We start from the raw sequence: 14,636 nt of genomic DNA, 5'->3' as shown, positions 1-14,636 counted from the left end.
GTGCCGCGAAGCGGGGCCGGGTCAGAAAATGGAGGCGCAGGATGCCGGAACAGGACGGCGAGGGCAACGCATTAAAACTGCCTGAAAGGTCAGCTTTTGCGGGCTGGAACGGGTTAATCAAACATTGCGGGCTTACCGCAGACCTGTGGCGAGGGAGCTTGCTCCCGCTCGGCTGCGCAGCAGTCGCCTTGGCTTGTCAGTCAAATTAGAGGGCCGCTTCGCAGCCCAGCGGGAGCAAGCTCCCTCGCCACAGGGGTTGTGTTGAATCAGGTAAATGCGTTGAGCAAATCTTCTTCGAATGCCTTCTGCGCATCCCCCGGCACTTGCGCCCGATGTCGGGCCAGGTGAAACGCCACTTCAAAACTCAATTCCCCCTCGCGCACCGAGCGCAACAAACCCTTGTCCTGCCAACTGCGCGCAAAGTGGCTTGGCAGATACCCCACATGCTTGCCCGACAAAATGAACGCCAGTGTGCCTTCGACCTGTTCCGAACGTGCCGAACTGGCCTTGCCCTGAAACGGCTCGTCACTGCGTAAAAACCGATACGGATGATCAACCGGGTCACAGGCCTGCAACGCCGCGTCATCCGGTGCGTCGTCGGTAAACAGCGGGTGGCCGGGCGCGCAGTACAAATGCTGGGTTTCGCTGAATAACTGGCGATAGTCGAACGCGTTTTGCACCTGGGAGAAGTAACCAATCGCCAGATCCAGCTTTTGTTGCAGCAGCAACCGCTCCATCTCACCGGGCATCGCACTGATCAACTCGATGCGCACTGACTCATCGCGCTCACGAAAGCGCCGGATCGCCTCGGCCACTCGTTGCAGCACCGATTGATCAAGCGCTTCCGACAGCCCCAGCCGTACCTCACCAATCAAACGCCCGGCGACGCCGTTGGATTGATGGCGAAAAGTCTCGATCGATTCGAACAACGCCCGCGCCGCGATCAGCAGTTGCTCGCCTTTGGCGGTCAGGCTAAACCCGCCCTTGCCCCGGTTGCACACCCGATAACCGAGGCGGGTTTCCAGTTTGGCCATCTGCTGGCTGATGCTCGACTGGCTCAGGCCCAGCTCTCCTTGCGCAGCGCTGAACCCCTTGGATTCGACCACGCCGATAAACAGGCGCAGCAATTGCAGATCGACATCGTGAAGTTGGCCGAGCATCACATTACCTATCGATAAAGTCAGGTTAACAAACTTGATATTTCGAGAATGTATCCGACGGCGCACTGTGCATCCACTTCCTCCGGTCAGGTGCTGGTCATGGCTCCCGTGTTCAAACTGTGTTTCCCCGCGCTGTTGCTCACTCTGGCGGTCACCGCCCAGGCCGAGGACAAGACCCTCAATCTCTACAGCTGGGCCGATTACGTTGCGCCGGAGACCTTGCAGCGCTTCGAGCAGGAAACCGGCATTCATGTGCGTTACGACACTTTTGATTCGTCCGAGGTGCTCGAAACCAAATTGCTCACCGGCGGCAGCGGTTATGACGTGGTGGTGCCGTCCTCCAGCGTACTTGCGCGTGGGCTGGCGGCCGGCGCATTGCAGGAAATCCCCCACGCCGGGCTCAAGGGCTACGCCAATCTCGATCCGGACCTTCTGCAAAAACTCGCGGCAGTCGACCCCGGCAACCGCTTCGGCGTGCCTTACACCTGGGGCACGCTCGGTCTGGGCATGAACGTCGAAGCAGTCAAGCAACGCCTGCCGGACGTGCCGCTCAATAGCCTGGACTTGCTGTTCAAGCCCGAGTACGCGGCCAAGCTCAAGGATTGCGGGATTGCCGTGCTCGATTCGCCGCAGGAAGTCATCGGCCTCGCGCTGCATTACCTCGGCAAAAATCCCTACAGCACTGACAAACAGGATCTGGCCGCCGCCGAAGCCCTGCTGCAACAGCTGCAGCCGTCGGTGCTGTATGTCGCAACTGGCCGGCAGATCAGCGATCTGGCCAACGGCAGCGTGTGTCTGGCGCTGACCTACAACGGCGACGCGAGCATGGCCGCCGATCAGGCGCGCAAGGCCAACAAACCGTTCGAAGTCGCCTACCGAATTCCCAGGGAAGGCACGCTGGTGTGGCAGGACAACCTCGCCATCCCCAAAGACGCACCGCACCCCGAAGCTGCACGAGCCTTTATCGAGTTCATGTTGCGCCCCGAGTCCGTGGCAGCGCTGAGCAACACGCTGTTCTTCGCCACGGCCAATCAGGCGGCTACATCGTTGGTTGACCCGGCAGTGCGCAACGATCCGGACATCTTTCCGCAGCCCGACGTACGCGAGCGGCTGTACGCCGACCGCAGCATGAGCCTCAAGGATCTGCGTCAGCGCACCCGCCTGTGGACCACTTTCCGTAGCCGCCAATAACCCAGGAGCACACCGATGGACGTGCCAATGCAAAACGATCAGGCCATGACCCGCGACAGTCTCTACGGCACCGCCGCCGAAAGCACCTACGCCGGCATTACCAGTTTCATGCGCCGGCGTTATAGCCGCGATTTGCGCGGGGTGGATGTGGCGGTCAGCGGCGTCCCGTTCGACACCGCCACCAGCAACCGTCCCGGCGCACGTTTCGGGCCGCGCGGGATTCGCGCGGCATCCACCGGGATCGCCTGGGAACGCCACTGGCCGTGGGCATTTGATCCGTTCGATCATCTGGCGGTGATCGACTACGGCGACTGCGATTTCGATTACGGCTCGCCGCACAGCATCCCCGAAAGCATCGAGGCCCACGCCGAGCATATTCTGAGTTCCGGCAGCGCCATGCTCACCTTCGGCGGCGATCACTTCATCAGCTATCCGCTGCTCAAGGCGCATGCGCGCAAACACGGCAAGTTGTCGCTGATCCACTTCGACGCGCACAGCGACACCTGGCCGGACGAGGCGGGCAAGCGGGTCGACCACGGCACCATGTTCTGGCACGCGGCGCGTGAAGGGCTGGTGGATCCGGCGCGCTCGGTGCAGATCGGGTTGCGCACCACCAATGACGATCATCAGGGCTTTCAGGTGCTGGATGCGCGGCAAGTGCATCGCCAGGGTTGCGCGGCGATTGTCGAAGCGATTCGTGCGCGGGTCGGCGATAACCCGGTGTACCTGACGTTCGATATCGATTGTCTTGATCCAGCTTTTGCGCCCGGCACCGGAACGCCGGTATGCGGCGGCTTGAGCACGGTGCAGGCGCTGGAAATCCTCGGCGGCTTGCGCGGGATCAATCTGGTGGGCATGGACGTGGTGGAGGTCGCGCCGGCTTACGACCATGCGGATATCACCTCATTGGCGGCAGCGACCTTGGCCATGGAAATGCTCTGCCTGTACGCCGCGAGGCACAAAGTCGACGTCTGAGGCATACTCTGGCGCATGACTTTTGACTCCCCCCTCAGCGCCTGGCAACACGCCATCGACCAGAAAGGCTTCGTCCAGGACGAAGCTCAGGAACATGCAGTCTGGGCGCTGCAAAAATGCCATGAAGCCCTGCACGCCGGTGCCCGTTCGGTCACCGGCGTTTACTTGTGGGGCCCGGTCGGGCGCGGCAAGACCTGGCTGATGGATCAGTTCTATCAGAGCCTGCGTGTGCCGGCGCGGCGTCAGCACTTTCATCACTTCATGGGCTGGGTGCATCAGCGCTCGTTCCAGTTGACCGGGATTGCCGATCCGCTGCGCGCACTCGCCCGCGAGCTGGCGGCAGAAGTGCGCGTGCTGTGCTTCGATGAATTGTTCGTCAATGATATTGGCGACGCGATCATCCTTGGCCGACTGTTCCAGGTGATGTTCGACGAAGGCGTGGTGGTGGTCTGCACCTCCAATCTGCCGCCGGATCAGCTGTATGCCGACGGTTTCAACCGTGACCGCTTTGTCCCGGCGATTGCCGCGATTGAAAAGCACATGCAAGTGGTCGCGGTGAACGGCGCCGAGGATCATCGGCTGCATCCGGGTGTGATCGAACAGCGCTACTGGGTGGCGACACCGGGCGCGGGCAGTGCGCTGGAGCCGATATTCCAGACGCTGACGGCCGGGCAAACCACCAGCGCCGAGCCGGTGCCGGTCGGCTACCGTTCCCTGAACGTGGTGCGCGCCAGCGACTCGGTGCTGTGGTGCCGTTACGCCGACCTGTGCGAGCAACCGTTCGCCGCCATGGACTTCATCGCGCTGTGCGACCGTTACCGGACTATTCTGTTGAGCGAGCTGCCCAACCTGAGTGCGCAGAAACGCGAAGGGCGCATCGCTCGGGGCACCGAGGATGGCGCTGAACGGGTAGTGGCTGGCGACCGCGAACTGCCGCAATTGTCGGTTCACGATGACGGCGTGCGCCGCTTCATCGCGCTGGTCGACGAGTGTTACGACCGCAAGGTCCCGCTGTTCATCGAAGCCCAGGTGCCGATGGACGCGTTGTACACCGAGGGTTATCTGGAATTCCCGTTCCGCCGCACCCTCAGCCGTTTGCAGGAGATGCAGCTGCAACGTTTCGCCGAAGACTGAAAGCAAGGAGGGCGCCACATGCCGCAGCCACTGTCGCATCATCTGCTGACCATGGCCTACCAGAATGCCTGGGCCAATCATCGACTGGCCAAGGCGTGGAATCAGCTCAGTGACGTGGAACTGGCAGCGCCCAGAGTCAGCTTCTTCCCGAGCATCCGCCTGACGCTCAATCACATCCTTACCTGCGACTGGTTCTACGTCGACGCGCTGGAACGCGAATTGCGCGGCGACGAACCACATCCCGATTGCTATGTGTTTTTCAACATTGACGAGCCGTTTACCGAAGCCGCGGCGCTACAAAGTGAACAGGCGCATGTCGACCGCCGATTGATCGCCTACTGCGAACAGATGCGCGACAGCGAGCTGCCCCGTCTGGTCACCATCGCGCGCGACACGCCGCAACACGACAGCCGTTTGCGCATGCTCTCGCATCTGTTCGAGCATCAGTTGCACCATCGCGGCCAGGTGCACGCGATGCTTAGCGGCACCTCGGTCAAACCGCCGCAACTGGATGAGTTTTTCTGTGTCGGCGAGGCTGCACTGCGTGCCGAGGATTTCGCTGAATTGGGCTGGACCGAAGAATTGGTCTGGGGCCACTGACAAACGGTCGTCCGGCGCGGTAAGGTCTGTCGGCCTATCAGCGCGTATCGAGCGCGCCGGGGCCCGTGCGTTAGAGGTTGGAAATGGATTCCGCTGAGATACTCGTGTTGCAAGCCAGTTACACCAATCCAGTGCATGCCGAAGCCATCGGCGTGGTGCTCAATCATTACGCTGAAGACCCGTTTGGCGGCGGTCATTCGCTGGCGCCTGAGCTGCTGCAACGGCTGCCGGAGGAGCTGGCCAAGCGGCCGCATGCCTTCAGTGTTCTGGCATTTGTCGGCGGTGAGCCGGCGGGGCTGGTGAACTGTTTCGAAGGGTTTTCGACGTTCGCCTGCAAGCCGCTGGTCAACGTGCATGACCTGGCAGTAGTGAGCAAGTTTCGCGGCTTGGGACTGAGTCAGAAGATGCTGGAAAAAGTCGAAGAGATCGCCCGCCAACGCGGCTGCTGCAAGATCACTCTGGAAGTGCTCGAAGGTAACGCCGTGGCTCAGGGGTCTTATGCCAAGTTCGGCTTTGCGGCGGGCATGTTCGACCCGGATCACGGGCGCATGCTGTTCTGGATCAAGAATCTGCAGGCATAAAAAAGGCGCCCCAGAAGGGCGCCAAACTGTCATCTCCGAGGCCAGAGCGGAGCCGTCGAAGGTTCATCGGTAAAGCGTTTCAATCAGGTCGGTAGGACTCGGTCACTTGGGCGGTCTGGTCGTCCGGAACCCGTAGCTCACTGGCTCTGCTGTCAGTCTGGGTTTGCGCGGAATGGACCGGGAAGTTTTCCCAGTGATGTCGCATGCGCTCGGCGCCGCCTTCAGCGAAAGCGCTGGCCGATGCGAGGGTGAGTAGACCGGCAAGGATTGCAGTCGTGGTTTTCATGGTGCCTCCTACGAAAAAATGTCGGAGCCTTTCGTCCATGAATCAAGGTCTCGGGGCGCAGTGTCCACCGAGGGCATTAACTCGGGGTTAATGCCCGTTCAGTGTAGGTTTTACTGATTGTTTCCTACGGAAACCGGACGAACGCCGCGCGCGCAGGGCGAGGCGAGGCTTAGAGCTTCCAGTCGAGACTCAGCGTGACGGTGCGCGGATCGCCCCAGAACACGCCGTTGTAGAAGCCGACGTTGTCGTAGTACTTCTTGTCGAACAGGTTGTCGACGTTCAGCGAAGCCGACAGGTGTTTGTCGAATTCATACCGCGACATCAGCTTGACCACGGTGTAGGCGTCCTGGCTGATGCGCGCGCGTTCGGTGATGATCCGCCCGTTAGCGCCACGCCCCACCGGGCGGTTGGAATTGCCATAAACCTCACTTTGCCAATTCACCGCGCCGCCTACCGTCAGTGCGTGCCAGTTGCCCGGCAGGCGATAAGCCGTGGACAGGCGCAGCATGTTCAGCGGCTGATTGGTGTTGCTGCGCTGTTTCTCGCCGTTGGCCGAGTGGGTGTAGGTGTACCCGGCAGTCATGTTCCAGCCGTCGAGCACTTCGCCGGAGACTTCGGCTTCGAAGCCGTTGACCTTGTTGCCCTTGCCGCCGGATTTGTAGAACTCCTCGCCCGTCACCGGGTCCGGCGCCACCGAGTCGTCGACTTCGGCGACGTTGTCCTGCTTGCTCCAGAACACCGCCGTGGACAGATTCAGACGCTCCTCCAGCAGGCTGCCCTTGAGACCCACTTCATAGTTGCTGCCGACAATCGGATCGAGGTATTTGCGACTGGCGTCTCGCTGCTCCTGAGGATTGAAAATGTCGGTGTAGCTGACATACGCGGTGTACTCGGGCGTCAGGTCATAAAGCAGACCGGCGTAAGGCGTCCACATGTCGTTGTGTTGCTGGCGGGTGGTATCGACGCCGCTCAGTTGCAGGTTGGCGTTGTAGCTGTTGTCGGTTTTCGAGCCTTCCCAGCTGCCGTAACGGCTGCCGAGCACCGCGTGCAGGTCATCGGTGAAACTCAGGCGCGTCGCCAGATAGCCGGCCTTCTGCCGCGTGCTGGCTTTGGAGCCGGTCAGGCCCGTGACCGTGTCAGGAAATTTGGCGATGTCGCCCATGTATTTCCAGTCGCGAATCTGACCGTAACCCGCCGGCACCGGCCCATCGACGGTGTACGGAGAGTTCTCGCGGCGCTCGGCTTCACCGTAGCCGAACATCAATTCGTGCTCACGACCGAACAGCGAGTAGGGACCGGCCAGATTGAAGTCGTAAGCCTTCATGCTTTGATCGCCGATCATGTGGCCCATGTAGGCGCTCATGCCGCTGCGGTCAGCTTCGGGGAAACCGCCACCGCCGTAGTAGGTCTTGCCGTCGCTGTCGCTTTTGCGATGGGTGTACGCGGCTTTCAGATGCCAGCCAGCGGCCAGTTGCTGATCCAGCGTGGCGAATGCGGTTTTGTCGCGCAGCGGCCAGGAACTCCAGGACGTGGCCATGTTGGTCGAGCGGCCCAGGCCAGCCTTGCCACCCTCGGCATTCCAGTACGGAATCGTGCCCCACGCGGTGCCCTGCACCTGTTTGTCCTGATAGTCGTAACCCACCGCTAACACTGTGCTGTCGGTCAAATCGGCTTCGAGAATCCCGTAACCGACCTCGCGCTGCTGCGCATAGTGGTCGCGAATCGACTTGCTGTCGCGATAGGCCAGCACACTGCGCCCGCGCAACCGACCGTCGAACGCCAGCGGCCCGCCGACATCCACGTAGCTGTAGTAATCGTCGTAACTGCCGCCGCTTGCGCCGGCCAGCGCCTGCAACTGGGCGGTGGGGCGCTTGCGGACCATGTTGATGGTGGCCGACGGATCACCCGCGCCAGTGGTCAGGCCGGTCGCGCCGCGGACCACTTCGATGCGGTCGTAGATGATCGTGTCGGAGTCAGATTTCATGCGGCTGAAGGTATTGAGCATGCCATCGATCTGGAAGTTGTCGATCTCGTAACCCCGTGATGAATAGCTCACGCGATCCGAATCCAGATGCTGGACGACGATGCCGGTGGTCTGGCTCATGGCCTCGGACAATGTCCCGAGTTTGAAATCGTCCATCTGCTGGCGCGTGACCACAGACACCGACTGCGGGGTTTCCTTGATCGACAGGTTCAGCCGCGTTGCGCTGTTCATGGCGCCGGTGGTGTAGGCGTCGGTGTTTTCGGTGGTGGTGCCAAGCCCTTGGGCGGTGACGCTGGTGGACGCCAGTTCCAGCGCCGGGGCCGCTGGCTCCTGGCGTTTTTCGGCGTCGGTTTCAGCCAGCAACTCAGGGCTCAGCGCAGCGCTGCACAGGCCGAGGGTCAGGGTCATGGAACGGGTGATGGGCGCGAACATCGCAGCCGACTCCTTGTCTTCGAGGGAAAAATTCCGTTTGTTCAAAGACGAAGCGTATGGATGCGATTTAGTATCAAACGAGAAATATTGTTATTTCTGTGTGTCGCGCAAGCGTAAAAAAAGGCCGTTTCCGGCCTCTTTTTGAGTTACTGCTGAACCACCGAAGTGGTCGCTTCAGCAGGCGGTTTAGGCTTCATCAAGCTGAAGTCGATCAACGGCCGCTGCTGACGCTCATAGGGGTTGCCGATCATCAACGGACGTGGCTTGAAGCTGTCGCTGACCAGGCTTTTGCTGTGGTCCAGTTCATCGAAACTCAAACCGGCCATGTCCGCCCAGGTGTGAATCAGATGCGAGCTGCTGTACGGTCGGCTAAGGTCGCCAGCGAAGCTCCAGTCATGGTTTTCGCGCCATTTCGGCGAGGCCCAGGCCATGAACGGAATGGTGTACATCGGCGCGGTCGGTTTGTTTTCGTTACGGCCCAGCGTGTTGTGGCCGACCGAATCGAACACGTCTTCACCGTGATCGGAGAGGTACAACAGGAAACCGTTCGGATCGGACTTGGCGTAATCCTTGATCAGGCTCGACACCACGAAGTCGTTGTACAACACGGCATTGTCGTAGCTGTTGTAAGTCGGCACTTGATCGTCACGCACACCGGCCGGCACACCCTGGCGATCCTTGAACTTGTCGAAGCTCGGCGGATAGCGGTACTGGTAGCTCATGTGCGTACCGAGCAAATGCACGACGATCAGTTTGCGCTCTGCCGGATCAGTCAGGGCCTTGTTGAACGGCTCGATCACATCGCCGTCGTACTGCGCGGCATTCTGATTGCGGTTGTTGTTCAGGTACACCTGCTCGTCGGCCTGTTCGGAGAAGGTCGTGAGCATGGTGTTGCGCTTGGTCATGGTCTGCTGGTTGGTGATCCAGAAGGTCTTGTAACCCGCCTGTTTCATCATGCTCACCAGCGACGGCGTCGACAGGTACAGATCGGGATTTTCTTCGTCAGCGAAGGTCAGCACCTGTTGCAGCGCTTCGATCGTATACGGGCGCGGGGTGATGACGTTATCGAACACCGACAACTGATCCTTGAGCTTGTCCAGCTCAGGAGTGGTGTTACGCGGATAGCCATAAAGGCTCATGCGCTGACGGTTGGTCGATTCGCCGATCACCAGCACCAGCGTCGCAGGCTGATTGGCGCCGGCGTCCTTGAGGTTGTGCAGCGGCGGGATCTTGCTCGCGCTGTGCAACATGCCCTGCATGTCGGCCAGCGTGTCGAGGTAGCGGTGGTAGGCCACGGCCATCTGCCACGGCACGGCGGGCTCGATGCGGGTTTCGAACTTCTCGAAACCGCCGGCGAGGCTGCCGGTGCGCATGGTTTGCTTGATCAGCGGATAACCGACCACAGCCAGCAGAATTGCCATCGCGGCGACAAACGCTTGACCACGCGGCAGGTACACCGGGCGCAGGCGGGTCCACAGGAAATACGCGAATGCAGTGTGCGCGAGGAACGCCGGAATCATCCACCAGGCGAAGTACTGAGTCATGTATTCGCCAGCTTCGGAGATGTTCGACTCGAACATGATGAAGATGACGCTTTGCGAGAATTCCTGCTGATAGATGAAGAAGTAACCGAGGCTGGCCATGGAGCAGGCCCACAACACCACACCGATCACTGCCGCCATCAGGCGCGTGCGTTTCGGGAACAGCAGCATCGGCGCGAGCCAGACGGCGCTCATCACGAACGCCTGACGGAAACCGGTGAACCCTGAGGTGCCGGTCAACTGGATCAGTAGCTGGGTGATGCCGGAGAAGTACCAGAAGAACACGAACAGCCAGAGAAACCCGGCCCAGTCGAAACCCGTCGCAGTCGTTTTGCTGCGTTTGAACAATGCCATTCAGCACTCCAGCTCAATCGTCACACCTACCGCCGGACGCGTCCGGAAAACCAGAGCATGAAGCCGACGAACGAAGGCCGAGCGCATACGCCCGGCCAGAATGCGCCAGAGTATCGAAAAGCGAGTGTGAAAACTTTGTTAGTTGTCGGAAATTGCCAAGCGTGCAGCATGTCGGGAACAGCGTCGGCGGTTCCCGAAGCGGGCGGGGAGATCAGGCGTGTGGCGCGCGCTGTACGCGCGGCAAGGGCTGCGGTTGCGCGCCTTGGGTCAGCTGGCGCAGTTGCGCAAGTTCGTGCTTGAGTTGATCGCGTTCATCCTTCAACTGACGCAATTCATCGCGACGGATGGTGACGTACAGAGTTTGTGGCTGGATTGCTGTGTGTACTGTGCCCATTGCTCACCTCGCAAATGGATTGTCTCAACTGTAGATCAGCCCCGATTTCGGGTGCTGACATACTATCGGCCGCGATTTTGATTTCTTTTGCCCATGAATGGAACTTTTTTATTTCTCATGGTCGGTGTGTCTTCGGCACGATTCCCGACGTTATCTGTCTGGATCGGGCACAATGCCCGGAAACTTCACCCCAGTGCTCTGGACTAACCTCCATTAGTCGCGTTGGGCTATAACCTTTGACACACTTTTATTTGTAGTAAGGAGCATCAGCACATGCAACTCGGGATTATTGGACTGGGCCGCATGGGCGGCAATATTGCACGGCGTCTGATGCTCAACGGTCATTCCACCGTTGTGTTCGACCGCAATACCGCCTTTGTCGAGACCCTGGCCGCCGAGGGCGCCACCGGCGTCGCTGATCTACCCGGCCTGATCGCCGGCCTGGCCAAACCGCGTGCGGTGTGGGTCATGCTGCCGGCCGGCGCGCCGACCGAAGACACCATCGAAACCCTGAGCAATCTGCTTGAAGCCGGCGACACCATCATCGACGGCGGCAACACCAACTATAAGGATGACATCCGCCGCGCCAGGACTCTGGCCGAAAAGGGCCTGCACTACATCGACGTCGGCACCTCGGGTGGCGTCTGGGGTCTGGAGCGCGGCTATTGCATGATGATCGGCGGCGACGCCGAGACTGTGCAGCGTCTGGATCCGCTGTTCGCCGCGCTGGCTCCGGGCATGGGCGACATTCCGCGCACCAAGGACCGCAAGTCCGATGACCAGCGCGCCGAGCACGGCTACATCCACGCCGGTCCGGCCGGTGCCGGGCACTTCGTCAAGATGATCCACAACGGCATCGAGTACGGCATGATGGCCGCCTTCGCCGAAGGCTTCGACATCCTCAAGACCAAGTCCAGCGAGCGCTTGCCGGAAGATCAGCGCTTCGACCTGAACGTGGCCGACATCGCCGAAGTCTGGCGTCGTGGCAGCGTGGTTTCGTCGTGGTTGCTCGACCTGACTGCTGACGCGCTGGCCAGCGACCCGAAACTCGACGGTTTCTCCGGTTCGGTAGCCGACAGTGGCGAAGGTCAATGGACTATCGAAGCGGCGATGGAGCAAGCGGTGCCGGTTCCGGTGCTGTCGAACTCGCTGTTCTCGCGCTACCGCTCGCGTGGCCAAGGCACCTTTGGCGACAAGATTCTCTCGGCCCAGCGCTTCGGCTTCGGCGGCCATGTGGAGACCGCGAAAAAATGACCCACACGATCCGCAGGAAATCCAAGGCAGACCCCGCGCCACCGACCACGCTGTTTCTGTTCGGCGCCCACGGTGATCTGGTCAAGCGCTTGCTCATGCCGGCGCTGTACAACCTGAGTCGCGACGGCCTGCTCGACGATGGCCTGCGGATCATCGGCGTTGACCACAACGCCATCACGGACGAGGCCTTTGCGCAAAAGCTCGAAGACTTCATCCGTACCGAAGCCGCAGCGAAGGTCGGCAAGGGCGATCAGATACTTGATCCAGCCTTGTGGGCCAAGCTCGCCAAAGGCATCAGCTACGTCCAGGGCGACTTTCTGGACGACAGCACCTATTCAGCGCTGGCGGCGAAAATCGCCGCCAGCGGCACCGGCAATGCGGTGTTCTACCTGGCCACCGCGCCACGTTTCTTCAGCGAAGTGGTGCGCCGTCTCGGCAGCGCCGGTCTGCTCGAAGAAACCCCGGACGCTTTCCGCAGGGTAGTGATCGAAAAACCTTTCGGCTCCGACTTGCAGACGGCAGAAGCGTTGAACGCCTGCCTGCTCAAAGTCATGTCGGAAAAGCAGATCTACCGGATCGATCACTATCTGGGCAAGGAAACCGTGCAGAACATTCTGGTCAGCCGGTTCTCCAACAGCCTGTTCGAAGCGTTCTGGAACAACCACTACATCGACCACGTACAAATCACCGCCGCCGAAACCGTTGGCGTGGAAACCCGTGGCAGTTTTTACGAACACACCGGTGCGCTGCGCGACATGGTGCCCAATCACCTGTTCCAGTTGCTGGCGATGGTTGCGATGGAGCCGCCAGCGGCCTTCGGCGCTGACGCGGTGCGCGGCGAGAAGGCCAAAGTGGTCGGCGCGATCCGCCCCTGGACCACCGAGGAAGCGCGCGCCAACTCGGTACGCGGCCAGTACAGCGCCGGTGAAGTCGGCGGCAAATCTCTGCCCGGTTATCGCGAAGAAACCAACGTATCGCCCGACAGCACGACGGAAACCTACGTCGCGCTGAAAGTCATGATCGACAACTGGCGCTGGGTCGGCGTGCCGTTCTACCTGCGCACCGGCAAGCGCATGAGCGTGCGCGACACCGAGATCGTCATCTGCTTCAAACCGGCGCCGTATGCGCAGTTCCGCGATACCGAGGTCGACGAATTGCAGCCGACCTACCTGCGCATCCAGATCCAGCCCAACGAAGGCATGTGGTTCGACCTGTTGGCCAAGCGGCCGGGGCCGGCACTGAACATGGCCAACATCGAGCTGGGATTCGCCTACAAGGATTTCTTCGAAATGCAGCCGTCGACCGGCTACGAAACGCTGATCTACGATTGCCTGACCGGTGATCAGACGCTGTTCCAGCGCGCCGACAACATCGAAAACGGTTGGCGCGCGGTGCAGCCGTTCCTCGATGCCTGGCAGCAGGATGCGAGCGTGCAGACCTACGCCGCCGGTGACGATGGCCCGCAAGCCGCCGATGAACTGCTGACTCGCGATGGTCGCGTCTGGCATGGTCTCGGATGAGCGAACCGATCCGTTTTCTGCTGAGCGACATGGACGGCACGCTGTTGCTGCCCGATCACAGCCTGAGCCAGCGCACGATTGATGCGGTGCGTTCGTTGCGTGAGGCGGGCGTGTTGTTCAGCCTCGCCACCGGGCGTCCACCGAAAGCCATGCTGCAGCAGATCGAAGCCTTGGGCGTTGATCTGCCGACGGCGGCGTTCAACGGCGGGACCATCGTCAATCCGGATGGCAGTCTGTTAGCCGCTCATTATTTGCCGGCGACCGCAGCGCTGACCGCATTGGCGCTGTTCGCCGATAAACCTGAGGTGGAAATCTGGGTATTCAGCGGCGGCGACTGGCTGCTGAAAGATCCGCACGGGCCGATGGTGCCGCGCGAGCAGCACGGTCTCGGTTATCCGCCGGTGGTGGTCGACAGCTTCGAGCCGTACCTTGAGCGCATCGACAAGATCGTTGCGACCAGCAACAACACCGATCTGCTGATCGAACTTGAGGCGCAGCTATTGCCCAAAGTCGAAGGCCAGGCGCAGGTGTCGCGTTCGCAACCGGTTTATCTGGATGTGACGGCACTGGAAGCGAACAAGGGCAGCGCACTGGCGACCATTGCCAGACATCTCGGCATCCCGCTGGCGCAGACTGCCGCGATTGGTGATGGCGGCAACGACCCGGCAATGTTCCATTGCGCCGGGCTGTCGATTGCCATGGGTCAGGCGGAGGAAGCGGTCAAGCGACAGGCCGATGTGGTTACTGGCTCCAATACCGAAGACGGCGTGGCGCAAGCGATCGAGAAATACATCCTCCCGCGCTGACACCACCCAAAACCATTGTGGGAGCAGGGTATATCTGCAAGAGATTGGTCGGCTCGGAGGCGGCCATCGCTGGCAAGCCAGCTCCCACAGGGTTTAGGTCCACCCGAAAACCGCACTTCGCTTCTAACCACTCAACACAATGAGCGTTAGCTCGAGTACCGCTCTTGATCTCGAGCGCCCGTCGGCAGGCTGAGTGGAGGGAGTGATCCGGGGTGGGAGCGCAGCGACCGTTTGGCGCAGCCAAACACATCGAGAGGAGGTGCAGCGCAGCAAACCGGAGGCGATGCCCCCGGATCGATCCCGGAGCGAAGGAACCCGAGCCACAGCGAGGGCCGAACGTCAGGGAAAAGCCTTTTGGGTTACCTTTTTGGCGTTTGAAAAAGGTGACCCGCCGTCAGGGCGGAACCCTAAGCGGCCATAACCG

Annotated in this window: 13 protein-coding genes; 8 read left to right on the top strand and 5 right to left on the bottom strand. The window is 60.7% G+C overall.

What is annotated here, in order from left to right; all coding sequences use genetic code 11:
* Positions 1–266 precede the first annotated feature (266 nt).
* Complete coding sequence (locus ACP7BN_RS00925) at positions 267–1,160, bottom strand: LysR family transcriptional regulator (RefSeq protein ID WP_426200906.1); 894 nt, start codon at positions 1,158–1,160, stop codon at positions 267–269.
* A 99-nt stretch (positions 1,161–1,259) separates the two neighbouring features.
* Here ACP7BN_RS00925 and ACP7BN_RS00920 point away from each other — a divergent pair, with 99 nt between their 5' ends.
* From ACP7BN_RS00920 to ACP7BN_RS00900, 5 genes are all read left to right on the top strand, one after another.
* The gene (locus tag ACP7BN_RS00920) at positions 1,260–2,351 is read left to right on the top strand and encodes a polyamine ABC transporter substrate-binding protein (protein WP_426200905.1); all 1,092 of its coding nucleotides are present in this window, start codon (positions 1,260–1,262) and stop codon (positions 2,349–2,351) included.
* Positions 2,352–2,366: 15 nt separating this feature from the next.
* Positions 2,367–3,326, top strand: coding sequence for an agmatinase (speB, locus tag ACP7BN_RS00915; RefSeq protein WP_426200903.1), 960 nt, complete (start codon positions 2,367–2,369; stop codon positions 3,324–3,326).
* A gap of 15 nt (positions 3,327–3,341) precedes the next feature.
* Positions 3,342–4,460 carry a cell division protein ZapE gene (gene zapE, locus ACP7BN_RS00910; RefSeq protein WP_426200901.1) on the top strand — a complete coding sequence of 373 codons (1,119 nt, stop codon included), beginning with the start codon at positions 3,342–3,344 and terminating at the stop codon, positions 4,458–4,460.
* Between the two features lie 18 nt (positions 4,461–4,478).
* On the top strand, positions 4,479–5,060 hold the full coding sequence (locus tag ACP7BN_RS00905) for a DinB family protein (protein ID WP_426200899.1): 582 nt from the start codon (positions 4,479–4,481) through the stop codon (positions 5,058–5,060).
* Between the two features lie 83 nt (positions 5,061–5,143).
* On the top strand, positions 5,144–5,641 hold the full coding sequence (locus ACP7BN_RS00900) for a GNAT family N-acetyltransferase (protein ID WP_426200897.1): 498 nt from the start codon (positions 5,144–5,146) through the stop codon (positions 5,639–5,641).
* Positions 5,642–5,720: 79 nt separating this feature from the next.
* On the opposite strand, the gene ACP7BN_RS00895 is transcribed toward ACP7BN_RS00900, so the two are convergent.
* The 4 genes from ACP7BN_RS00895 to ACP7BN_RS00880 all read right to left on the bottom strand — a co-directional run bounded on the left by ACP7BN_RS00895 (position 5,721) and on the right by ACP7BN_RS00880 (position 10,632).
* The gene (locus tag ACP7BN_RS00895; RefSeq protein ID WP_420649855.1) at positions 5,721–5,927 is read right to left on the bottom strand and encodes a hypothetical protein; all 207 of its coding nucleotides are present in this window, start codon (positions 5,925–5,927) and stop codon (positions 5,721–5,723) included.
* 169 nt (positions 5,928–6,096) lie between these two features.
* The gene (locus ACP7BN_RS00890; RefSeq protein WP_426200895.1) at positions 6,097–8,343 is read right to left on the bottom strand and encodes a TonB-dependent siderophore receptor; all 2,247 of its coding nucleotides are present in this window, start codon (positions 8,341–8,343) and stop codon (positions 6,097–6,099) included.
* 146 nt (positions 8,344–8,489) lie between these two features.
* On the bottom strand, positions 8,490–10,238 hold the full coding sequence (locus ACP7BN_RS00885) for a phosphoethanolamine transferase CptA (RefSeq protein ID WP_420649853.1): 1,749 nt from the start codon (positions 10,236–10,238) through the stop codon (positions 8,490–8,492).
* A 211-nt stretch (positions 10,239–10,449) separates the two neighbouring features.
* Positions 10,450–10,632, bottom strand: coding sequence for a DUF6026 family protein (locus ACP7BN_RS00880; protein WP_420649852.1), 183 nt, complete (start codon positions 10,630–10,632; stop codon positions 10,450–10,452).
* 273 nt (positions 10,633–10,905) lie between these two features.
* Between ACP7BN_RS00880 and gnd the strand changes: the two genes are divergently transcribed.
* From gnd to ACP7BN_RS00865, 3 genes are read left to right on the top strand one after another with little or no spacing between them, the layout of a single operon-like run.
* A complete protein-coding gene (gnd, locus tag ACP7BN_RS00875; RefSeq protein ID WP_426200893.1) occupies positions 10,906–11,886 on the top strand; it encodes a phosphogluconate dehydrogenase (NAD(+)-dependent, decarboxylating) in 981 nt (326 codons plus the stop codon).
* The gene (gene zwf / locus ACP7BN_RS00870) at positions 11,883–13,406 is read left to right on the top strand and encodes a glucose-6-phosphate dehydrogenase (RefSeq protein WP_426200891.1); all 1,524 of its coding nucleotides are present in this window, start codon (positions 11,883–11,885) and stop codon (positions 13,404–13,406) included. Before gnd ends, zwf begins: the two co-directional genes overlap by 4 nt.
* Positions 13,403–14,212: an HAD family hydrolase gene (locus tag ACP7BN_RS00865; RefSeq protein WP_426200889.1), complete on the top strand. Its 810-nt coding sequence runs from the start codon at positions 13,403–13,405 to the stop codon at positions 14,210–14,212. Before zwf ends, ACP7BN_RS00865 begins: the two co-directional genes overlap by 4 nt.
* Positions 14,213–14,636 lie beyond the last annotated feature (424 nt).

It is taken from the genome of Pseudomonas sp. TWP3-1 (genome assembly GCF_049896625.1).
GTDB lineage: Bacteria > Pseudomonadota > Gammaproteobacteria > Pseudomonadales > Pseudomonadaceae > Aquipseudomonas.
Note: the sequence above shows the minus strand (reverse complement) of the source record. Positions and strands in the feature narration are given on the sequence as shown.